Here is a 21,979-nt window from a genome sequence, read left to right on the forward strand (position 1 = left end):
AAGTTTCATTTGATTCCTCCGAAGAATTTTTTATTCCCTACCTGGGAAATAAAAAATATCCACGTGGAGATTTCGAAATATCCACGTGGAAATCAGTTTTCCCCGACACAGCCCTGTTTTGATATGTAGTCGGTTCTAAATTATTGAGACTGTTGCAAAAGTCAACAGTCTCACAATCTTGCTTGCAAGATTATCTAGACTTTGCAGAAAGGATGAAGCGCAAGGCGCTGAGGGTGAGGTCTGAAGCTCACATACCTCCGTATGTGACCGAAGCCGAATCCCGAAAGCAACACAGCGATTCGCCTTTATGCAACAGTCTCTTTTGTAACGGGCCAGCCCTGCAGCGTAACAAGAGAAGGCACCTGCCCCAGACGAGGAGCAGATGCCTTCCTTATTATATACACGAGGGGCGTTGACGCCCGTAGCTTGTGGCGCAGCGTTAGAGTAGGCGGATCGAGGAGATCGCGTTTGAGGCGACCTCTGCTTGGACCCCCTGCACGTTGCCACTACCCTTGAGAGCCATCGTATCGAATATGTTCTTTACCATACCCGTCTTGCGATCTAGGACGATGTTCTTTATGCCATTGCCCTCTAAGACCAAGCCCTCTACAGTTGTCGTCGTCTTGCCATTGGCACGAAGCGTATAGTCTGTATCAGATACAGCTACCAGTGTGACGACACCCTCATACTGCGTATCAGCATTCTCCCCTGTGAAGAGAGGACTATTGACCGCGAAGGACTCACCCGGTGCTATCGGCTCTGCGGGGTAAAATGAAGGAAACATCGACATAGAGAGGATACCCTTCTTGACTAGGTCATCCACAAGTTCTCCCTCAGGCTCACCTAGAGGCTTAAGCTTAGCGTCCATCCACTGAGTGATCTTCTGATTGACCATCTTACGTAGCTGGCTGGTTGCATCGTCCTTAGCGTCTGAGTCTGTGTCCAGATTCATCTCTTGTCCCATAGAGCTGGTAGAGACTTGTATGCGATCGATATTGGTCTCCATCAGGTAGTTGCCATCCTTGACGTCCAGTACCTTATTGGTATAGTTGATGGTCTGGGCTTGCTTGATCTCCATCTGCTGACCCATCACAGAGATGGTCATAGGATAGTTGAGCGTCATCTGATAGGTAAAGGTCTGCCCCTTCTCGAGGTTCAGACGTAAATCATACTTCTCCTGTGCGAAGACGGAGGTCATCACACCTAGGAGTAGTAGGGTGGATAGAATAAACTTCTTCATCGCGTTTGAGTGTGGATTGTCTATGACTGTTTAACGTTGCGTACACAGTATGCCCTATACAAACCATCTTAGTATACGGCTAGTGGGCATTATACAGAAGCGTTAGAGTAGGCGGATCGAGGTGATCGTGTTTGATGAGATCTCAGCCTGGGTACCCTGTACGTTGCCACTACCCTTGAGAGCTATCGTACCGAAGGTGTTTTTGATCATACCCGTCTTGCGGTCGAGTACGATATTGTCTATGCCATTGCCCTCGATGACCAAGCCCTCAAAAGAAGCGGTCGTCTTACCATTAGCACGGAATGTATAGTCTGTATCAGATACAGCTACCAGCGTGACGACACCTTCGTACTTTGTACTAGCATCTTCGCCAGTGAAAAGTGGATTATTGACCGTGAAGGACTCCCCCTGTGCTATCGGCTCTGCGGGGAAGAATGCTGGAACCATAGCCATGGAGAGGACACCTTTCTTGACTTGGTCATCTACATTCTCGCCCTCAGGCTCTCCTATGGGCTTAAGCTTAGCGTCCACCCACTGAGTAACCTTCTGATTGACTACCTTACGCATCTGATTAGTTACTTCGTCTTTAGCCTCTGAGTCGGTATCTACATTCATCTCTTGCCCCATAGAGCTGGAGGAGACTTGCATACGATCGATGTTGATCTCCATCAGGTAGTTGCCATCCTTGATGTCAAGCACCTTATAGGTATAGGAGATGGTCTGGGCTTGCTTAATATCCATCTGCTGACCCATCATAGAGATGGTCATAGGATTGTTGGCTGTCACCTGATAAGTGAAGGTCTGCCCCTTCTCCAGGTTCAGACGTATATCATACTTCTCCTGTGCGAAGACAGAGGTCATCACACCAAGTAGTAGCAGGGTGGATAGAATGAGTTTCTTCATAGTTTTATTGTGGTTTGATTATACGTTGTTTACTTGACGTTGTGCAGGTCATGTCCCATACGCACCTTCTTGGTATGCAGGTAGTGGGCATTGTACTGATTGGGCTTGATCTCTAGAGGCACAGTCTCCACGACCTTCAGCCCGTAAGCCTCGAGGCCGACACGCTTGACTGGATTATTGGTCATCAGTCGCATCTCGGTCACACCAATAGCACGAAGTATCTGAGCACCGACACCATAGTCACGCTCATCCACCTTATGCCCGAGGTGCAGATTGGCATCGACCGTGTCTAGTCCCTCGTCTTGAAGCTTGTATGCCTTGATCTTGTCCATCAAGCCGATGCCACGTCCCTCTTGGTTGAGGTAGACGACGACACCTGTGCCCTCCTGCTCGATGATCTCCATAGCTTTGTGGAGCTGCTCTCCGCACTCGCAGCGCAGACTGCCGAAGATGTCTCCCGTAGCGCAACTGCTGTGCATACGTACGAGGGTGGGCTTAGTGGTAGAGATGTCACCCTTGATGAGGGCAATATGCTCTAGTCCATTGCTCTTCTGGCGAAATGGTATGATGTCAAACATACCCCACTCGGTCGGAAGCTTAGCTCTCACACCCTCCTCGACGATGCAGTCGGTCTTGAGGCGATAAGCGATGAGATCCTCGATGGAGATGATCTTCATATCCCACTGCTTAGCGATCTCGACAAGCTGAGGGAGACGCGCCATGGTACCATCCTCATTGATGATCTCGATGAGTGCGCCTACAGGCTGGAGACCAGCGAGACGCGCTAGGTCAATTGCTGCCTCCGTATGACCCGCACGACGCAACACACCACGATTGCGCGCCCGCAGCGGGTTAACGTGACCAGGACGAGCTAGGTCTGTCGGCTTGGTATTAGGATCTGCTAAAGCTTTGATGGTCATAGCACGATCATACATGGAGACACCCGTCGTACAGCCGTGACCGATGAGGTCGACCGTCACGGTAAAGGGGGTCTCGTGTAGCGATGTATTCTCATGCACCTGCATATTGAGTTCGAGCTGGGCTGCACGCTCTTCGGAGATAGGCGTACAGAGTACACCACGCCCGTAGCGCATCATAAAGTTGACCTTCTCGGGTGTTATCAGTTCGGCGGCCGTGATGAAGTCGCCTTCGTTCTCACGATCCTCGTCATCGACAACGATGACAAACTTGCCCGCTTTGAAATCTTCGATAGCCTCCTCGATGGAGTTTAGTTTGAAGTCTTGGTTCATATTCTAGGAATACTATATATAAGGAGCAGATCACGCTGTCTGCGAATCGATCTGCTTGACAATATGGTTCAATATGGGTGGCATCTGATGCAGCTGTCTCTTGTTGCGCCGTAGGGCGATGCCTAGGTATAGCATCAGGAGCAAGGAGACCGGTAACAAAGGTATGCAAATCCAGACACATAACCTATTTTGCCAAAGGGTATTTGCAAAGGTCTTGCCCAGCATAGGTAAGCTCAGGAGTTGTGCAAAGATATATTTGTCGGGATAGTTGTGGAGCGTCTCGACAGTCTCCTCTAGCTGCTCGTAGAGCTGCTGGTAGGCCTTGGCAAAGTCGGGCAGGCGATCCAGCCTCAGCCCCCTACTCTGGGCATAAGTCATACCGAGCAGTGCGTCCATCTGACTTTGTAGCTGCCCTATCTCACGTAGCACCTCCTCAGAGGTGGCGGGCTGCATGATAATTTCCTTGTACTCCAGTTGTCTTGAGTAGTTCGGGTGGAAGATGCGACGGAAGAGGACCACGTAGGCATCGGCATTGAGCGTAGCTGAGTCTCGCGAAGCCTTGTAGGTGAGGAAGGCTCCCAGCGGTAAGATCACGGCACTCGACAGCCACATACCCGCCCAGACGGGGATCTGCCCGCTATTGATCATCTTGAGACCAAAGGTGTCGATGACGTAGTAGATAATGAAGATAAGCACCGCCAAAACCATCGGCGTACCCACGCCACCCTTGCGTACGATAGCTCCCAGCGGAGCACCCACGAAGAAGAAGAGCAGACAAGCCACAGGGAAGGTGAACTTACGGTGCATCTCCTGCGCATTGACGCGGTAGTCCGAGGCGGCATCGTCATAGTAAGTGTCGGCAATCTGCACCGACGAGGAGAGACTCTCGAGCCACTCTAGAGCCTGCTTGTAGCCCATCAACTTATCCTGATCGGAGGCTCTATCCATCAGCGTATCTATCGTATAGGGTGGCGGCGAGGCGTGACTAGTCTCAGCCCCTAGCAGCTCATCATGGCTCAACCGACGGGCCGTGACTGGCGCAAAGGGACGATGCGAGAGTTGATCTTGCTGTAACCACGCAGCAGCCTGTAGATTAGCACCGGGCATTGTCGAGCCCATCTCCGTAGAGACAACCGGCGGGAGCTTGGTATGTATCTCAAAGAGTACGTTGCTCCCCACCTGACGCCCCACGCTGTCTGTCGCCATGCGGGTGCTATCGCTGTAGTTAATAAGCTCTCGGAGGTTCTTACCGACGAACTGAGACTTGAGGTAGTCATCGCCCATCATCTCAAAGTTGGCATCAAAGGGGATGAAGATCACCTTCTCCGTAAAGTGCTCCTTAATATAGGAGGCGGGCCGCTCATCGGACGCTTGACTGCCGGGGATCAGCGTCGTCTGACTGCTGAGCTGCTCAAAGCTCTCACCACTCCTGAGCGACATGATCAGGAAGAGCTTGCTCTCGTCCATCAGCAAGCGGCCCGTATCGGCTAGGATGATGCGAGGCGTGCGCTGCTCGGAGAGGTCATAGATCATTACATTATATAGGTTGCTCGTCGCCGCATCTTTGTCCCCTACATAGATACTGTAGCCATCGATGCCGTTGAAGAAGATCCCTTTCGGTAGCTCTAGCTCCGGACGCGCATAGCGTGCCGAGAAGAGTATCTGATAGACTCGCACACTAGCCTTTTGCACACCCCTATCTAGATAGACGAAGAGCCCCAGAGCGATACAGGTCACGAGGATCACCAGTGGCTTCATGATCTTGCTCAGAGGCACGCCTGCCGACTTCATGGCCAGCAGCTCCAGTCGCTCACCGAGATTACCGAAGGTCATCAGCGATGCCAGCAAGACGCCCAGCGGCACAGCTGTAGGCAAGACGTAGAGCCCTGCGTAGAAGATTACCTCCAGCAACACCCCCACATCCATACCCTTGCCGACCAAGTCGTCAATATGCTGCCAGAGGAACTGCATCAAGACGACAAACCAGCAGATCAGCAGGGTCATCAATAGGAGAGGCAAGAAGGACCTCACCATAAAGATGTGCATGATCTTCGGCCGCAGACGCATACCTCTTACTTGCATGATCGTAGGATTGGGTAGGAGTAAGCTTTTTACTTCATGAGCTTGCCCTCACGCTTCAAGTCATTAAAGAGCCTGTCTAGCACAGCATTGATAAAGGAGGCACTCTTAGCGTTGTCATACACCTTGGCCAGTTCGATATACTCATTGATCGTCACGACGAGTGCTATGTCCGGGCAGCTGAGAGCCTCCGCCACAGCCATCTCCATCAAGATCATATCGACCAGTGCGACACGATCCTGCTCCCAGTTATCTAGTCGTGGCGTCAGCATCTCATCATACTCCTCACGATGCAAGAGCGTCTCCGAGAGGAGCTGATGTGCATAGAGTCGATCCCGATCACTGTGAAACATGGGGAGCAAGTCGCCCGGTAGCTCTAAGCCATCCTTAGCACCACGGCGCAAAGTCTTCAGCGCAAAGTCCTGTATCGTCACCACAGGCTGATTGGTAAAGGGGATGACACGATAATCGTCCGACCCCTTGAGACGCTCTACCGTCGCCTCCACCTGCTCTACAGTAGGCATCTCCTCGACCTCTAGACGCTCGCAGATAGCGGTCGCATCGGCCCAGTAAAAGGAGTTTGCCGCAAGATGCTCATTGAACTCCGCCGTACGGAAGAGTTGCTTGAGGATATTGCTCCAGTAGTTACACTGCTCCTGCATAGAGAGCGTAGAGACATCTTCAGGCAGAGCGCTGTACGAGGGGTCTTCCTCGACCATGCTGTAGAGCGTGCGGAGCAACTGCTCGTCCTGCTCCCAGCGCCTCTGCATCTCGTCGAGCGGATTCTGTATCTCCGTACAGCGCGCGATCTCCTTGACGAGGGTCATATCGGAGAGCCTACGAGGAGTCACCTCATCCGACGACTTGAGGAAGCGTCGCTCACGTATCTCTAGTAGCTCCCTCTGATAGGCTGCGAGCGCACGTATCAGATCTAGCAGATAGTAGTAGAGGTAGTAAGTGTGACGTAGGGAGGTCGTGAGCGACTGGTCCGCAAGTGCCACATCTAGACGACCGCTAGAGATAGACTGGTAAAGTTGCTGGAAGACGCGGATGCGTACGATAGACCGATTGATCATATCACTCTATGAAATAGATAAATATAGTAGGAGCAAATAGTTCACGAGGAGGGCACTACCCTTCCCAATCTGTAGTCCACGGAGGCGAAATCAAGGCATCCACCCTGCTGACCACCGTAGATTCGCCACAAAGGTACAAAAAAGGTCTCGGAGAGGATCACCCCAACCCGCCCAGAAACTTAGAAGCGGTAGGCGAGGTAGCTGTCGGCGCGCCAGCGGGGCAGGCCATCGTCTAGGTTGCGATCGTAGCGCACGGAGCCTGAGAGGGTCCAGTGCGGTGCTAGCTGCCACTGCAGGAGCAGTGCTGTGGCAATGCCTTGACCCGTGGCGCTGTATAGTCCGAAGGCGTAGCGCGTGGTGGGTAGGTAAGCGTAGCTCGCGACCCGTACGTGATCAGCATGGTAGTAATGACCCGAGAGCGCAATGCTCAGCGGACGGCGCACACCCGTACGATAGCGCGCCACAACCGTGAGCGACCTACCCCACTGCGCTTCATCTTGTCCCTCTAGGCGCCGCTGCTGTATGGTGCCGACAAGCTGCAGTGAGAGGGGCGCTAGGCTATAACGTAGCGTACTGCTGAGTCGCCAGCGTAGAGCCTCTTCATTGGAGCGTCCCAGCTGCCCGTACCAGAGTTGCTCGAGTTGACTGTTGTAGCGGGTGGTTAGGTAGAGGCGTGTCAGGAGTCCACGACTGCGCTCGAGCTTGCGGTAGCGCGGCTCGAGGCTTTCGTATAGCTCCAGCATAGCACGCAGGGTTGAGTGCTTCAGCAGGCGCGTGGTGCCGTAGAGACGTAAGCCCATATCGTTGCCCAGGCGGGCGTAGTGGCTTTCGCTGCGACCATAATAGGAGGCAAAGTGGGGAGACATATAATATAGTGTCACGCCGAGGTCTCGTTGCCGAGGAGTGTGGTAGCGCAGGTGCTGTATGAAGCCCAGATGCTCTAGCCGCTCAGTAGCTAGCTCGCCCTGCAGCTCCAAGCGACGCGACGGACTCTGCCACTGGTAGGCAAGCGATGTAAGCCAATGCGACTGCAGCGGGGTGTCGCTCTCCAGAGCTTTGTAGCCAGGCATAAAAGCTAAGTCATACCCCATCCAGTCGGCATAGAGCGTCTGCAGCGAAAGTAGAGCCCGTGGCATCGTGTAAGCAAGCTGCGCCCCCACCGTCTGCATCGGGATAACTGCACGCTGGGCTCGTCGCTCGGGCGTGTCGTAGCGCATATTGGGTCTGATAGCCTCGATCAAGCCTTGTCGCTCATCGATCGAGCCATCGAGCCGACTGTAAGAGTAAAAAGCGGAGTAACGCCACGCACCCCAATGCCCCTCACTCGCAAGGCCCCGCAAGGCACGCTCACGCAGCGCACTGAGCGAAGGCGAGAGCATCGACTTAGGACGAGCGAGCTGTGGCAGCGCACTAGCACTTGCCCAGACGGATCGAGCGGCGAGAAGACCAGCACCCCACCCCACCTTAAAGTGTCCAAGTACCACCTTGTCGAGGTAAGCCAGGCGAGGCTCATACATAGCGAAGTAACGCCAGGTGCCATCTTTCGCCAATTCCTGTGGGTACCTCTGATACTGAGCTGCCACCTGCCACTGTCCCTTCTGTCTGAGCGATATAGCTGAGCGCAGCTTGAGCGGATCGTACCACGCATCAGAGACGGCTTCCGAAGCTTTGGGGTAACTCATCGCCACGTAAGCCTCACCCGTGACTGGTGTAGCGGGCTTTGCGTAAGGCTCCCCAGCGAAGGGGCGCACCATCACATAGGGTGCCACACGAGCTATCGTCTCACGATTCCACCCCGTGACCCACTTGAGGTCATAAACAGACTGCAGCTCGCCTCCGCGCTCATCACGGTAGCGTCTGAGCTGATAGATCTGGTAACTGCTGAGAAAAGGGAAGCGCTCCTGCAGCTCCTGCTGGGTGGCCCGGTTCAGGTCGAGTAGCTCCTTTGTCTTTGGCTCTTGTGGAAATAGCTCGAGCAAGTCGTCCTCCTCTAGTTCGGCAAGTTCGTCACTCGGCAAGCGCTCCACGAGCCACTCGAGGGGCAGCTCGCCCGTCACGAGCGAGTCGCTCTGCGCCCACCCCTGTAGCGGCAGGAGGAGCAAGAGAGCTAAATAGAGAAGTCCCCTACCCCTGCAGATGAACGATTGTAATGCCTGCACCGCCAAACCGCACATCTTCATCATGATAGTGACTCACCCCGGGGTAATGGTCGAGCAGTTCGCGGATAGAGACCCGTAGTGCACCCGTCCCCGTGCCGTGCAGTATCTCCACACGGTTGAAGCCTAGACTGATCGCATCGTCGAGGAAATATTGTACCGCTTGGATCGCCTCTGCGGCACGCATACCCCGCACGTCGAGTCGGTCGGAGAAGTCTAGCCGACGCTCATGCAGATGCTCCACCACATTGGTTGTGCGAGTAGGTTGCGCCGTGGCCTGCGCCTGCTCCTCCTTACGCTCACTGCCGAGCCGTACGATCTCATTAGGCTTGCAAGAGATACGTATACGACCATTGACCACCACCGTGGCACTATTGGCCGAGAGCTCAGAGAGGACGCCCACCACATTCATCGTCGTGACCCGCACCTCATCCCCCTCCTTGGGAGGCTTTGGCACAGAGAGCTTGACAGGCGATGAACTTTGCGTATCACGCTCTGGAGTGCCACCCTGCTTGCGCTTGCGCTCCTTACGCTCTTTGCGACGCTTGAGCCGCTCCAGCTCACGCTCCACACTGCCCGACTGCTCTACCGTCTCAGCCTGCGCCAGCTGCTCGCTGTAAGCACTGAGTGCTTGGCGAGCCTCCTTCGTCTGCTGCCGCTCCGCTTGGCTCTCCTTGATCTCACGGATCGTGCGCTCGATCTGAGCACGGCTCTGGTCCAGTAGATCGGCCGCCTCTTGCTGTGCCTGCGTTAGGAGGTCCTGACGCTGCTCCTTGAGCTTCGACAGACGCGCCTCGTAGTCTGCAAGGAGACGCTCGAGTTTCTGCTCCCGATGCTCTATCTCGGTGCGCTTGCGCTGCCAGTACTGCTTGTCGCGAACGATGTCCTGCACGTAACGCTCGCTCTGGATCACCTCCTGGCCAACCAGCTCGGTGGCGTACTCCAGCACCTTGCGTGGCAGCCCTTGCTGACGTGCTATCTCAAGGGCAAAGGAGCTACCCGGCTGACCGATGGATAGCTCGTAGAGCGGCTTCATCTCCTTCTGATCATAGAGCATGGCACCGTTGACGATGCCCTTGTGCGTGGTCGCATACTCCTTGAGGTTGCGGTAGTGCGTCGTGATGACGCCCCACGCCCGCTGCTCATTAAAGAGTGCCAAAAGCCCCTCTGCTATGGCTCCACCTAGCTCCGGCTCCGTGCCAGCTCCAAACTCATCGATCAGGAGCAAACTGTTAGCTCCACAAGCGGCCGACATGGCCCGCATGTGCTTCAAATGCGAAGAATAAGTACTCAGATCGTCCTCCATAGACTGGTTGTCGCCGATCTCTATCGCTAGATGCTTGAAGACACCCGCCACCGAGTCAGGGTGTACGGGGATCGGGATGCCACTCTGCAGCATATACTGGAGGAGTCCGACCGTCTTGAGACAGACCGACTTACCGCCAGCATTAGGCCCCGAGATGACGAGGATACGTTCGTTGGGATAGCGTAGTAAGATGTCTTGTGGCACGACGCTCTTGCCCTCTTGGCTAAGGGTATGCTGGAGTATCGGGTTGACCGCCTGGTACCACTGAATGGTTGGCTTGTTGCGCACCTCAGGGATGGCGCAGTGCATCTCATCGGCAAAGCGAGCTATCGCACAAACCGCATCGATGCGCCCCATGGAGAGGTAAAGCTGGGACAACGTCTCACGACGCTCCCGAATAGGTGCCGTAAGCTGACGCAAGATCTCGATCACCTCACGATGCTCCTCGCTCTCCAGTTCACGGATGCGGTTGTTTGCCTCGACCACCTCGAGGGGCTCTATATATAATGTCTTGCCCGTGGCACTCTCATCGTGCACGATACCTGGTATCTGACGCTTGTGCATAGCGGTCACCGGCAGTACGGGACGCCCCGAGCGCATCGTCGCCTGCGCATCCTCCTCGACATAGCCAGCCGCCTGAGCTGCCGTGAGCAGTCCTCGCATCAGCTTCGCTATGGCACGTTCCTCACGCTGTAGGGCGAGGCGTAGCTCGGCAAGCCGTGGCGAAGCGTTGTCCACCAGTCGTCCATGCGGATCAAGCTTGCGCAAGATCGTTTGCGCGATCTCTTGCAGCCCTTCACTACCCACCACAAGGCGAGACAGACTGGGATAGAGCGGTGAGACGTCGCCCGTCCCATTGTCCTGCACTTTCGTCAGGAGCCTCGACCACGCCTCATAGCTCACGATCGCCTGAGCCACTTGCGCCAGCTCCTCCTCTGTCAGGTAGCTACCCTCAGCACGTAGCGTGCCGAGCGTAGCCCGCAGGTCAGCGACACGTCGTGTGGGTAGCTCCATCGTGACGCTCAGCAAGTGTCTCATCTCCCGCACACGCTCCAGACGGTGACGGATAGCGTCCGGACTCGTCGAGGCGGTCAGCGCACCCACCATCTCCCGCCCCATAGAGCTGTGACACTCCGAGGCGATCAGATCCAGTAGGTCGTAGTAGCCTACTTTGTCTAGATAGTCCGAGGGATAGGTTATGTCGCTAGGCATCGTGTCAGAAGAGCTTAAAGAGGTCATTGCCATTGGCATAGATCACCAATGCTATCAGGAGCAGCATCCCCACCATCTGCGCTCGTATCAGCACTTCGTCCTTTACCTTGCGCCCGGTGATCATCTCCCAGATGACGAAGAGTAGGTGCCCTCCGTCCAGACCTGGTATGGGGATGATATTCATAAAGGCAAAGATGATCGAGAGGAGAGCGCATATTTGCCAGAAGGTAAACCAGTCCCACTGTGCGGGGAAAAGCTTACCCATCGAGACCAAGCCCCCTAATGAAGAGGCCCCCTCAGGGGTGAAGACATACTTCATATCCTGCGCATAGCCCGAGAGGGTGCCGATACCCTTGTGCCACCCCACGACAAAGCTCTGCGGCAGCGAGTAGTGCACCTGCTGCACCTCGTAAATACTCTGCAGCGGACGGAGCATCACCCCGATCACGCCCGTTGTGTCGGGACGTATCGCTAGCTGCACCGTATCAGCGCCACGAAGCCACTCAGAGCTAATCCACTCGCCCGCATGGGTGTAGAAGTAGCGACGCCCACTCGGCAGATGAGGCATCGGAATGCTGTCCAGCGCGAGCAGTTTGTCGCCACGCAGCACCCCCGCCTTGGCAGCCGCACTGCCTGGCACGATACTATCTGCGATAAAGGGTACCTGCATCGTCATCAGCCCCTCATTGCCCCGCAAGATACGCTGCATCATATCGTCCGGGATCGTTATATCGATCAGCTGACCATCGCGCTGCACGGTCACCACCTTCGCCTCGATCACCGCACGCATGAAGTCGGTACGTAGCACATCCCGCTCCTGGCCATCGATAGACCATATAATGTCTCCATCGTGGAAGCCCACCTCCTGAGCCGCTGGACTAAAGACCATACCCGCCGTGACCGACCGTGAAGACATCTCCACGTCGCCCCAGTGGTACGATATGCCCGCATAGATGAGGAGGGCTAGGACAAAGTTAAAGAGCACGCCACCGATCAGAATGAAAAAGCGTTGCCAAGCCGGCTTACTGCGAAATTCGTTGCCACGCATCGGCTCCTTGATCTGCTTCGTGTCGAGGCTCTCGTCGATCATGCCGTGGATCTTGCAGTAGCCCCCGAGGGGTAGCCAGCCGATACCATACTCCGTCTCGCTACCCTTAGGACGATAACGCCAGAGTGCCTTACCCTTGACATCAAAGAAGAGGTAAAACTTATCCACCCGCACGCCAAAGAGTCGCGCGAAGAGGAAGTGCCCCAGCTCATGTATAAAGACCAAGAGACTCAGTGCCAAGAGCAACTGCCCGATCCGCATCAGAGTACTCATGAGTGCTACCGTATCTATACCCATCTAGTTTGTCGTAATTATAGCTAGCCACAAAGGTACAATAATATTGGAGGCTAACCTTTAGGTAACGGCTGTTAGCTGTTGGCTGTTGGCTCTTGGCTCTTGGCTGTTGGCTTTTGGCTGTTAGCTATATTGGCTGTTGGCTGTTAGCTGTTGGCGGGAACCTTTAGATCTAGCGGGAGGGCGTCCGTTGTAGTACACCGAGACGAGTAGCAATAATACGTGTAGCCCTTTGTATGGACGCTCGGTCTGAGCGTCCGTTGTAGTACACCGAGACGAGTAGCACTCCGTCACTGCGCCATGTAGGGACGCTCGGTCTGAGCGTCCGTCCCCGAACCAGCGAAACTGCGCCTTTGCTTTCTAAGTTCATATGCAAGCAAAAAGCGAAGTTTTTTCTCGTTTCGCAAGCTCGGTCGACTTCTCTTCGGGTGAACCGCTCGGAGGGGTGGATGCTTCCACCGTAGGGGCGGACCTGTGTGTCCGCCCGTCCTCACCTGAGCGCAGTCTATTCTGCGGGCGGACACGTAGGTCCGCCCCTACACGAATCACATCAACACGACAAATCCAGCCATCAAATGCTGTAATACCAGCAGCATAATAGACAGACGCACACAGAAGGACCTCGCAGAGGTCCGACGAATCATAGCCGTGGGTCGGAGGGGCAAAGCCCCGAACGACCCACGGATAGGCGAACGTGCTAGGAGGTCGACCCCTTGTGGGTCGGACTAGACGAAGCTTACAGTCATAGTCCGACCTCCCACACAGGGGAGGTCGCTTGTTTCGTATGGCTCCTCGCCCCCCAGTCGTTCGGAGCTTTGCTCCTCCGACTGGGGGCTATGATTCGTCCGACCGCAAGCGGTCGGCTACCCGTCTCGCTTTGACGGGTACAGACGCCCTCTCGCTAGATACGAGCCGTGCGTCCCTATAAAGGGCTACTCGTATCGTTCTGATTCCATAGTACATACGAGTTCCAAAAACAATTCCCCTTTTGGAACTTTTTAGTTCCAAGGCAGGAACTCTTTAGTTCCAACGGAGGAACTTTTTAGTTCCAAGGGAGGAACTTTTCAATTCCTACGTAGGAAATCGTAAGTATCCACGTGGGCGTTCAATATGCCCCACGTAGGATCAGCTGCTTTTAAGACAGATCCTAGAGTTTCATACCTATGACACTAGAGTTTCTCCCTAGGAAACTAGAGTTTCATACCTAGGAAACTAAAATATGCTCACGAGATCGGAGGCGTTAAGAGCGAATTTCTGTATCTTTGTAAGCGAATGAGTGGTGAGCGGACTCGTCAAGAGCTTCGCAACACCTATCCTATAGTATACCAGTTATGGATCTACATTACGAAGACATACGACGTGACTACGGGCGCAGGAGCCTCAGTCGTAAGGATCTAACGGACGATCCCTTTGAACTAGTCAGACTATGGCTACAGGAGGCAGTGGACGATCCCAAGGTCCTAGAGCCTACGGCAGTGCTGGTCTGCACCAGCACGCCCGATGGACACCCTAGTTCGCGGACCGTACTGCTCAAGGAGTTGCTCGGCGAGGAGTTTATCTTCTACAGCAACTACGAGAGCCGTAAGGGCCAGCAGATGGCTGCTAACCCACACGTCAGCCTCACCTTCCTCTGGCACGAGCTGGAGCGACAGATACATGTCGAGGGCACGGTGCGGCACCTAGAGCCGGAGCTCAGTGATCAGTACTTCGCCACACGCCCCTACAAGAGCCGTGTCGGTGCTCGCATATCGCCTCAGAGCCACCCGATACCGGACCGCAACTACATCTATACGCACTTTGCCATGGAGGCCGCTAAGTTTGCCCTGCAGACTGTGCCTCGCCCCGACAACTGGGGAGGCTTTGCCGTGCTGCCTAGTCGCATAGAGTTTTGGCAGGGCCGGCCTAGTCGTCTGCACGACCGCTTCCTCTATGAGCGTCAGGAGGATAATTCGTGGCTTATCAATCGTCTGGCACCTTAGTGCTTATGAACGCAACGAAACCTGTACTCCTAGCTATCGATACCGCCCTACAGGGGTGTAGCGTCGCTGTGACCGACAGCGAGCAGATACTATATAATAAGGTATACCAAGAGACCGAGATATCTAATGCGGTGCTCATCGGACGCTACACTCAGGAGGCTATCTCCTGGTGTCAAGAGCATGGCTACCAGATAGCAGCCATAGCGACGACCGATGGACCTGGCTCCTACACGGGGCTGCGCATAGGTGCTGCACTGGCTAAGGGACTAGCCTTCGGGCGGAGCATCCCGCTCATTGCCGTCTCCACCCTGCAACTCCTACTGACGGGCTTGCCGCGCTTCGCGGGGGAAACCATTGCACTACTTGATGCGGGGCATGGAAACGCTTACCAGCAAACTTTCGACGCCGAGGGAACTCCCCGCGACAAAGCGACTTTTGTCACCATCTCATCTGAGTGGCACGCACCCGCCGAGAGCCGTATCGTCTACGTCGGCGCGCTACCCGTAGAGGGTACCGCTGTCACTCCGCCAACGGCCGAGACGCTCGCCACCGTGGCGCGCAGCTACTGGCTGAAGGAGCAATATGTCGACACCGCCTACTGGGAGCCCAACTATGTCAAGCCTTACAAGGCAGTCGTGGGACAAAACAAAGTCCTCGAGCGACTCAAACTATCTAAACAAGCATAAACCACAACTACGACCTAAATATGATCAAAGATATCATCGTACTTGCCAAGCAAGTCCCCGACACACGTAATGTCGGCAAAGATGCTATGAAGGCTGACGGCACTGTGAACCGTGCCGCCCTCGACGCTATCTTTAACCCCGAGGATCTAAACGCTCTCGAGCAGGCTCTCCGCATCAAGGAGCAAAACCCCGACTGCCGTGTCTCCGTACTCACCATGGGACCTCCCCGTGCTGCTGAGATCATCCGCGAGGCACTCTACCGTGGCGCTGACCACGGTTACCTGCTGACCGATAGAGCTTTCGCTGGGGCTGATACGCTCGCCACGAGCTACGCTTTGGCCTGCGCTATACGTCATATCTGCAAGGGTGGACTGCCCGACCTCATCCTCGGTGGCCGTCAGGCTATCGACGGCGACACCGCTCAGGTGGGTCCGCAGGTGGGCGAGAAGCTCGGCATCAACGTGGTCACCTACTGCGAGCAGATAGATAAGATCGAGGGCGACCAGCTCACCATCACCCGCCGTCTAGAGCATGGCGTGGAGACAGTACGTGCGCACAAGCCTCTCCTGCTGACAGTCACGGGCAGCGCAGCACCCTGTCGCCTGCGCAATGCTAAGCGTGTACAGAAGTACAAGTACGCCGCCTCGTCTCTAGAGCTAGACGCACTGCCCGAGACCTGGCGCAAGCGTCTCGAGAGCAATCCCGAGGAGCTGACTATCGACATTTTGACGGCTGAGAGCACCGGCGCAGACATCGCTCAGTGCGGTCTCTCGGGCTCTCCGACGAAGGTCAAGAGTATCGAGAGCGTCGTCTTTAAGGCTAAGGAGGTGATGCACCTCTCCAGCAGCGATGCCGATCTAGAGACTTTGATACAAACCCTATTAGCAAACCACACCATCGGCTGAAAGAGTGCCGCTTTTGCACACCCATATAATAAGACAGACTATGAACAATCTATTCGTATACCTAGAGATCGAAGATGGGAGCGTACACGACGTCAGCCTAGAGCTACTCACCAAGGGGCGCTCACTGGCCAACCAGTTGGGCGTGGCACTAGAGGCGATAGCTATCACCGACCGCGCTGAGGGGATCGCCGACACGGTCATGCCCTACGGCGTAGACAAGCTACACCTCTTCGTAGACCCTCGTCTGGAGCATTACCAGACGCTACCACACGCGAGCATCGTCATCAAGCTATTCCAGCAGGAGAAGCCGCAGATCTGCCTCCTCGGTGCGACAACCATAGGACGTGACCTGGGGCCTCGTGTCTCCTCGTCACTAGGCAGCGGACTCACCGCAGACTGTACCTCTCTGGAGATCGGCGACTATACCGAAAAGGGCAAGGAGTTCAAGAATCTCCTTTACCAGATCCGCCCAGCTTTCGGGGGTAACATCGTGGCAACCATTGTCAACCCCGAGCATCGTCCACAGATGGCGACGGTACGCCCAGGCGTGATGAAGAAGGAGATCTACAAAGCAGACCACAAGGGCGAGGTGATCAACCATTCGGTGGCTGACTTCGTCCGTGATGAGGACTTTGTCATCGAGATCATCGACCGCCACGTTGCCAAGAGCAAAATCAACCTTGGCGGAGCCCCCATCATCGTATCGGGCGGCTATGGTGTCGGTAGTGCTGAGAACTTTGAGCTGCTTCACGAGCTGGCCGAGCTCCTAGGCGGAGAGGTAGGCGCCACCCGTGCAGCTGTCGATGCGGGCTTTACCGAGCATGAGCGACAGATAGGACAGACCGGTGTGACCGTGCGTCCTAAGCTATACATCGCCTGCGGTATCAGCGGACAGATACAGCATGTGGCTGGTATGCAGGAGAGCTCGATGATCATCTCTATCAATACGGACCCCGACGCGCCGATCAACACGATCGCCGACTACGTCATCACGGGACGTATCGAGGAGGTTATCCCCAAGCTCATCAAGTACTATAAGCAAAACTCTAAGTAAATCCCCCTAGACGACAGAATCATGGCTAATTTCTATACAGACAATCCACATATACAGTACCACCTCCAGCATCCGCTCATGGAGCGCATTGCTCGGCTTAAGGAGCGTGACTATGCCGATGCTGACCAGTATGACTATGCCCCCTCAGACTATGCCGACGCGCTGGATAGTTACCAGCGTGTACTAGAGATAGTCGGTGAGGTGTGTGGCGAGGTGATAGCGCCCAATGCGGCCGAGGTGGACCTGACGGGTCCGACACTCCACGAGGGACGCGTCTCTTACGATCCGCTCACAGCGCAAAACCTAGACACGGTACGACAGACCGGTCTTATGGGTATGGCGCTTCCCCGTCGCTACGGAGGTCTCAACATGCCCATCACTCCTTATATTATGGCTGCCGACATGGTCTCACGTGCTGACGCGGGCTTTGAGAACCTCTGGGGACTACAAGACTGCGCCGAGACGCTTTACGAGTTTGGCTCTGAGGATCAGCGTGAGCGTTTCCTACCCCGTGTCTGCGCTGGAGAGACGATGTCTATGGACTTGACCGAGCCGGATGCCGGTAGTGACCTGCAGGCGGTCATGCTCAAGGCTACTTACAACGAGGCTGACCAGCAGTGGTACCTCAACGGCGTCAAGCGCTTTATCACCAATGGCGACTCCAATATCCACCTCGTACTGGCACGTAGTGAGGAGGGAACCAAGGATGCACGTGGTCTCTCCATGTTTATCTATGATGCTAAGAAGGGGGGCGTGACCGTCCGCCGCATTGAGAACAAGATGGGTATCAAGGGTGTCCCCACCTGCGAGCTCGTCTTTAAGGATGCTCCGGCCGAGCTCTGTGGTGAGCGTCGTCTAGGACTCATTCGCTACGTCATGTCTCTGATGAATGGTGCTCGTCTAGGTATCATGGCGCAAGCTGTCGGCATCTCTGAGGCTGCCTATCGTGAGGCTAAGGCTTACGCTGCCGACCGTCATCAGTATGGGCACGCCATCGACAAGTTTCCCGCGGTCTATGAGATGCTAGCCCTGATCCGTGCTAAGGCTGATGCGACCCGTGCGCATCTCTACGAGACGAGTCGCTTCGTGGATATGTACAAGGCTTACGACGACATAGCGCGTGAGCGCAAGCTGACTCCCGAGGAGCGCAAGGAGCAGAAGTACTACAGCCGTTTGGCTGACGCTTATACGCCCATTGGCAAAGGCATGAGCACCGAGCTAGCTAACCAAAATGTCTACGACTGCATCCAGATCTATGGTGGCTCAGGCTATATGAAGGACTACACCTGCGAGCGACTCTATCGCGACGTGCGTATCACCAACATCTACGAGGGTACCACGCAGCTACAGGTCGTAGCGGCTATCCGCCACGTCACCACTGGCACATACTTCGCACGCCTCGAGGAGTACCAGCAGGTAGCTGTCTCGCCCGAGTGGCAGGAGACGAAGGAGCTACTAGCCACCTGGATAGAGCGTGCCAAGGCTTGCACCGAGCTGGTCACCGAGGCTAAGGATCAGACCCTCCTCGACTACCACGCTCGTCGTCTCGTCGAGATGTGTGGGCACTGCATCTTTGCACACCTGCTACTCATCGCAGCGCAGGATCGTCCCGACCTCTACGAGCACTCCACACACGTATATATACAGTACGCCAGTGGAGAGATGGACAAGTGCGAGGGACAGATACGTCGCTTCGATCCCAAACAGCTCCAGCACTACGCTGTGCAGACCTCTACACCCGCTGCTGAGGCGTAGCGGGCTGTAAAGATGGACGGACGCACGAAACGTGTAACGATTTGTAGGGACGCACGACTCGTGCGTCCGTCGTCGAACGATCTTGACGCAGTACATTGATACGTCGCCCTGTAGGGACGCACGGCTCGTGCGTCCGTCCCCGTCAAAACCACGACTCTGTAACCTTTGATACAACGGACGCACGGCCGTGCGTCCCTACACATCGTTACTCGTCCACTCTAATCTCTAACCTCTAATCTCTAATGTCCCCACTCCACCATGCAGCAATACCTTGACCTGATAGAGCGTGTCCTCACCGAGGGCAACGAACGCACAGACCGCACGGGCACTGGCACCGTCGGTGTCTTCGGACATCAGATGACCTTTGACCTGGCCGACGGATTCCCCTTGCTCACCACCAAGAAGCTACACCTGCGCAGCATCATTCACGAGCTACTATGGTTCCTCAAGGGCGATACCAACCTCCAGTACCTGCACGACAACAAAGTCTCTATCTGGGATGAGTGGGCCGACGAAGCGGGCGACCTAGGCCCCATCTACGGGGCGCAGTGGAGACATTGGTTCGACCCACACACGGGGCAGACCATCGATCAGATGCAGCAAGCCCTCGACCTCATACAGCATCAGCCCGACAGCCGACGCATCGTCGTCTCTGCGTGGAATGTTGCCGACCTACCCCTCATGCACCTCTCCCCCTGTCACTGCCTCATGCAGTACTACGTCGTGGGGGACAAGCTCGACCTGCAGCTCTACCAGCGCAGTGCCGACATCTTCCTTGGGGTCCCCTTCAACATCGCCTCCTACGCTCTCCTCCTCATGATGACAGCGCAAGTCACGGGGCTACGTCCCGGACGCTTCATCCACACCCTCGGCGATGCGCATCTCTATAAGAACCATCTCGAGCAGGCGCGTCTGCAGCTCACCCGCACGCCACGCCCGCTCCCCACGATGACCCTACGAGACCGCGGGCAGTCGCTCTTCGACTTCGTCTACGACGACTTCACCCTCTCCGACTACAACCCCTACCCGCACATCCCTGCCCCCGTCTCCGTCTAGTCTCCCCCACTCCTAGGATGAAACCGCACGGACGAGTAGCGTTACTCCTCTGCTCCGATCACTCCGATCACTCCGATTGCTCTGATCACCCATTCTTCATCGCTTGTTAATTCAGAGGAAATTGTTATCTTTGCATCGAGAAGCAGTGGGTCGGTGGACCTATTCACTCTATAAATAGACACTCACTAATAACCAACACAATAACTATGACAAAGAAAATCTTTCTAGCGCTTACAGCGCTCACAGCACTCACGCTGTGCTTCTCGTCCTGCAAGAAGGACAACACGGGTGGCAACAAGCCAAAGCCCAAGACTGAGACCAAGCTCAAAGTTGAGCCCAAGGATGTCAAGGTAATGGTCGGCAAGACCGCTCAGCTCACTGTAACCGTTCAGCCAGCTGACACGAAGTACACCTTCGAGACCGCTAATGCAGACATCGCTACCGTTAGCGACAAGGGTGTCGTAACGGGTGTTAAGGTCGGCAAGACCGTCGTTACCGTCAAGGCTGGCGACGCTGTCAAGACTGCTAATATCGAGGTTATCGAGGCTAGTGCCATTGATGAGAGCCGTCTACTTGGCAAGGTATTGCCAGATGGATTTGATAAGCTCAGAGAGCTAATTGCTCCTTTCTATGCTCCTATCTTCACCAAGATGAAAGAGCAGGAGCCTATTGTAAAGACTGCAAACGAAGCTGAAGGATGGGAGTTCTTCAAGTACACTGGGAAGCAAGAGAATCTAAACAGCTCTATTTACACTTGCCGGGGTATTTGGGAAGGTGAAGGTGACAATGCAAAGCCAAAAGATCCACGTATCATTGGTCAGGTTGTTTATGCCCATGGAGCGGAAGTAGGTGGTCCTTGGATGGCTTGCTTCTTCCTTCCATATCCAGACCTTCTATTTGACGAGGATCCCGTTGTTGAAAGTGAGAAGGCTTCAGAAAAGCAAAAGGAAAGCTTGAAGCTCTGTCAAACCATTCTAATGGCTTATGGCTTCACAGAATCTGGTCATCTCATACAGTTCGTTGACAAGAATAAAAAGCCTACAAACGTAGGTCTTGGAATGTATAAGACAGGTTTGGAGGGAGGCTCTCTGCTAGCTGTTATCATGGGAAGTAAGGACGCGGACAGTGGCAAGTATGGTCTCTTCCTACAAATCGAGCAGCAAGAGCCCGAGAAAAAGCCTAGCAGCATGCGTAGTGCCTCTGAGCTAAAGACGCAGTATATTAGCTCTGACCTCATGAAGTTTCAAGCACGCTAAAGAAAACTATCAGCACAGCTGTCTCATCTCGTAAGGGATGACAAGACAGATCGGCTGATACGATCATAAAGAGTCCTCCGTCCTCTAATGCTACAGCATAGAGGGCGGAGAACTCTTTTTTTTTGAGGAATTGCATTAACGGGTGGAATGTGCAGTGATTGAAATTCTCAGCAGGTTGGTGGCTGGTAAATATATTTTTTGTACCTTTGCCAACCGAAGCCTTCACTCATAGAGCGTAGGTCCTTCACCATAGTAATCATAAGCATCAGAGACATACCGATATGAAGCGTACATTCCAACCATCGAACCGTAAGAGAAAGAACAAGCACGGATTTAGAGCTCGCATGGCGACTGCATCAGGTCGCAAGGTACTAGCTATGCGTCGCGCCAAGGGTCGCGCTAAGCTATCCGTATCTGACGAGTACTAGTACCCCGTCGCACCACTTCTCTAACCCATAGGTTACATGCTCTAGATAGCCACGGCTATCTAGCGTTTGTATAGGCTCACACCTAGAGTACACGCTACTCTAGGTGTGAGCTTGTTTTTTTTGGCGAGAGAGCGGCAAGACGTCGCCCTGTAGGGACGCACGGTCTGTGCGTCCGTTGTCGAACGGCGTGACGTGTAACGACTGAAATGGACGCCATGACGTGTAACGATTTGTAGGGACGCACGGCTCGTGCGTCCGTTGTGTCAAAGCTTACAGCATCGTGGTTTTAACGGGGA

General features: G+C 54.8%; 17 protein-coding genes. 9 read left to right on the top strand and 8 right to left on the bottom strand.

What is annotated here, in order from left to right; translation table 11 throughout:
• Positions 1-439: 439 nt before the first annotated feature.
• The 8 genes from RDM37_RS07080 to rseP all read right to left on the bottom strand — a co-directional run bounded on the left by RDM37_RS07080 (position 440) and on the right by rseP (position 12,543).
• Positions 440-1,240: a hypothetical protein gene (locus tag RDM37_RS07080; protein WP_308556240.1), complete on the bottom strand. Its 801-nt coding sequence runs from the start codon at positions 1,238-1,240 to the stop codon at positions 440-442.
• 102 nt (positions 1,241-1,342) lie between these two features.
• A complete protein-coding gene (locus RDM37_RS07085) occupies positions 1,343-2,143 on the bottom strand; it encodes a hypothetical protein (RefSeq protein ID WP_308556242.1) in 801 nt (266 codons plus the stop codon).
• A gap of 29 nt (positions 2,144-2,172) precedes the next feature.
• Positions 2,173-3,393, bottom strand: coding sequence for a bifunctional 3,4-dihydroxy-2-butanone-4-phosphate synthase/GTP cyclohydrolase II (locus tag RDM37_RS07090; protein WP_297113453.1), 1,221 nt, complete (start codon positions 3,391-3,393; stop codon positions 2,173-2,175).
• Positions 3,394-3,423: 30 nt separating this feature from the next.
• Positions 3,424-5,475: an LptF/LptG family permease gene (locus RDM37_RS07095; RefSeq protein ID WP_308556244.1), complete on the bottom strand. Its 2,052-nt coding sequence runs from the start codon at positions 5,473-5,475 to the stop codon at positions 3,424-3,426.
• A gap of 29 nt (positions 5,476-5,504) precedes the next feature.
• Entirely contained in the window at positions 5,505-6,548 is a 1,044-nt protein-coding gene (gene nusB, locus RDM37_RS07100; protein WP_308556246.1) for a transcription antitermination factor NusB, read from the bottom strand.
• Between the two features lie 179 nt (positions 6,549-6,727).
• Positions 6,728-8,731 (bottom strand): transporter, encoded by a 2,004-nt coding sequence (locus RDM37_RS07105; protein ID WP_308556248.1) that lies wholly within the window; start codon positions 8,729-8,731, stop codon positions 6,728-6,730.
• Positions 8,673-11,249, bottom strand: coding sequence for a Smr/MutS family protein (locus tag RDM37_RS07110; protein ID WP_308556250.1), 2,577 nt, complete (start codon positions 11,247-11,249; stop codon positions 8,673-8,675). Before RDM37_RS07110 ends, RDM37_RS07105 begins: the two co-directional genes overlap by 59 nt.
• Positions 11,227-12,543 carry an RIP metalloprotease RseP gene (rseP, locus tag RDM37_RS07115; RefSeq protein ID WP_308556252.1) on the bottom strand — a complete coding sequence of 439 codons (1,317 nt, stop codon included), beginning with the start codon at positions 12,541-12,543 and terminating at the stop codon, positions 11,227-11,229. The genes RDM37_RS07110 and rseP overlap by 23 nt, the downstream gene beginning before the upstream one ends.
• 805 nt (positions 12,544-13,348) lie before the next feature.
• Between rseP and RDM37_RS07120 the strand changes: the two genes are divergently transcribed.
• The 9 genes from RDM37_RS07120 to rpmH all read left to right on the top strand — a co-directional run bounded on the left by RDM37_RS07120 (position 13,349) and on the right by rpmH (position 21,683).
• Entirely contained in the window at positions 13,349-13,492 is a 144-nt protein-coding gene (locus RDM37_RS07120) for a hypothetical protein (RefSeq protein ID WP_308556254.1), read from the top strand.
• 403 nt (positions 13,493-13,895) lie between these two features.
• Entirely contained in the window at positions 13,896-14,543 is a 648-nt protein-coding gene (gene pdxH / locus RDM37_RS07125; protein ID WP_308556256.1) for a pyridoxamine 5'-phosphate oxidase, read from the top strand.
• A 5-nt stretch (positions 14,544-14,548) separates the two neighbouring features.
• The gene (gene tsaB / locus RDM37_RS07130; protein ID WP_308556258.1) at positions 14,549-15,229 is read left to right on the top strand and encodes a tRNA (adenosine(37)-N6)-threonylcarbamoyltransferase complex dimerization subunit type 1 TsaB; all 681 of its coding nucleotides are present in this window, start codon (positions 14,549-14,551) and stop codon (positions 15,227-15,229) included.
• A 20-nt stretch (positions 15,230-15,249) separates the two neighbouring features.
• Complete coding sequence (locus tag RDM37_RS07135) at positions 15,250-16,134, top strand: electron transfer flavoprotein subunit beta/FixA family protein (protein ID WP_308556260.1); 885 nt, start codon at positions 15,250-15,252, stop codon at positions 16,132-16,134.
• Between the two features lie 40 nt (positions 16,135-16,174).
• Positions 16,175-17,188, top strand: coding sequence for an electron transfer flavoprotein subunit alpha/FixB family protein (locus tag RDM37_RS07140; RefSeq protein WP_308556262.1), 1,014 nt, complete (start codon positions 16,175-16,177; stop codon positions 17,186-17,188).
• Between the two features lie 21 nt (positions 17,189-17,209).
• Positions 17,210-18,943: an Acyl-CoA dehydrogenase C-terminal domain-containing protein gene (locus RDM37_RS07145; protein ID WP_308556264.1), complete on the top strand. Its 1,734-nt coding sequence runs from the start codon at positions 17,210-17,212 to the stop codon at positions 18,941-18,943.
• A 258-nt stretch (positions 18,944-19,201) separates the two neighbouring features.
• Positions 19,202-19,999, top strand: coding sequence for a thymidylate synthase (locus RDM37_RS07150; RefSeq protein ID WP_308556266.1), 798 nt, complete (start codon positions 19,202-19,204; stop codon positions 19,997-19,999).
• A 206-nt stretch (positions 20,000-20,205) separates the two neighbouring features.
• Positions 20,206-21,255, top strand: a complete 1,050-nt coding sequence (locus RDM37_RS07155; protein WP_308556267.1) for an Ig-like domain-containing protein — start codon at positions 20,206-20,208, stop codon at positions 21,253-21,255.
• Positions 21,256-21,536: 281 nt separating this feature from the next.
• Positions 21,537-21,683 (top strand): 50S ribosomal protein L34, encoded by a 147-nt coding sequence (gene rpmH / locus RDM37_RS07160; RefSeq protein WP_007364380.1) that lies wholly within the window; start codon positions 21,537-21,539, stop codon positions 21,681-21,683.
• The last annotated feature ends 296 nt before the right edge of the window (positions 21,684-21,979 follow it).

Origin of the sequence: uncultured Porphyromonas sp. (assembly GCF_902489635.1) — a bacterium.
Lineage (GTDB): Bacteria > Bacteroidota > Bacteroidia > Bacteroidales > Porphyromonadaceae > Porphyromonas.

Coding starts and splice junctions, on each gene's coding strand:
- RDM37_RS07120 (WP_308556254.1), top strand. CDS start 13,349: ATGGCTCCTCGCCCCCCAGTCGTTCGGAGCTTTGCTCCTCCGACTGGG.
- rpmH (WP_007364380.1), top strand. CDS start 21,537: ATGAAGCGTACATTCCAACCATCGAACCGTAAGAGAAAGAACAAGCAC.
- pdxH (WP_308556256.1), top strand. CDS start 13,896: ATGGATCTACATTACGAAGACATACGACGTGACTACGGGCGCAGGAGC.
- RDM37_RS07095 (WP_308556244.1), bottom strand. CDS start 5,475: ATGCAAGTAAGAGGTATGCGTCTGCGGCCGAAGATCATGCACATCTTT.
- RDM37_RS07110 (WP_308556250.1), bottom strand. CDS start 11,249: ATGACCTCTTTAAGCTCTTCTGACACGATGCCTAGCGACATAACCTAT.
- RDM37_RS07140 (WP_308556262.1), top strand. CDS start 16,175: ATGAACAATCTATTCGTATACCTAGAGATCGAAGATGGGAGCGTACAC.
- RDM37_RS07135 (WP_308556260.1), top strand. CDS start 15,250: ATGATCAAAGATATCATCGTACTTGCCAAGCAAGTCCCCGACACACGT.
- RDM37_RS07090 (WP_297113453.1), bottom strand. CDS start 3,393: ATGAACCAAGACTTCAAACTAAACTCCATCGAGGAGGCTATCGAAGAT.
- RDM37_RS07150 (WP_308556266.1), top strand. CDS start 19,202: ATGCAGCAATACCTTGACCTGATAGAGCGTGTCCTCACCGAGGGCAAC.
- RDM37_RS07080 (WP_308556240.1), bottom strand. CDS start 1,240: ATGAAGAAGTTTATTCTATCCACCCTACTACTCCTAGGTGTGATGACC.
- RDM37_RS07105 (WP_308556248.1), bottom strand. CDS start 8,731: ATGATGAAGATGTGCGGTTTGGCGGTGCAGGCATTACAATCGTTCATC.
- rseP (WP_308556252.1), bottom strand. CDS start 12,543: ATGAGTACTCTGATGCGGATCGGGCAGTTGCTCTTGGCACTGAGTCTC.
- RDM37_RS07085 (WP_308556242.1), bottom strand. CDS start 2,143: ATGAAGAAACTCATTCTATCCACCCTGCTACTACTTGGTGTGATGACC.
- RDM37_RS07145 (WP_308556264.1), top strand. CDS start 17,210: ATGGCTAATTTCTATACAGACAATCCACATATACAGTACCACCTCCAG.
- RDM37_RS07155 (WP_308556267.1), top strand. CDS start 20,206: ATGACAAAGAAAATCTTTCTAGCGCTTACAGCGCTCACAGCACTCACG.
- nusB (WP_308556246.1), bottom strand. CDS start 6,548: ATGATCAATCGGTCTATCGTACGCATCCGCGTCTTCCAGCAACTTTAC.
- tsaB (WP_308556258.1), top strand. CDS start 14,549: ATGAACGCAACGAAACCTGTACTCCTAGCTATCGATACCGCCCTACAG.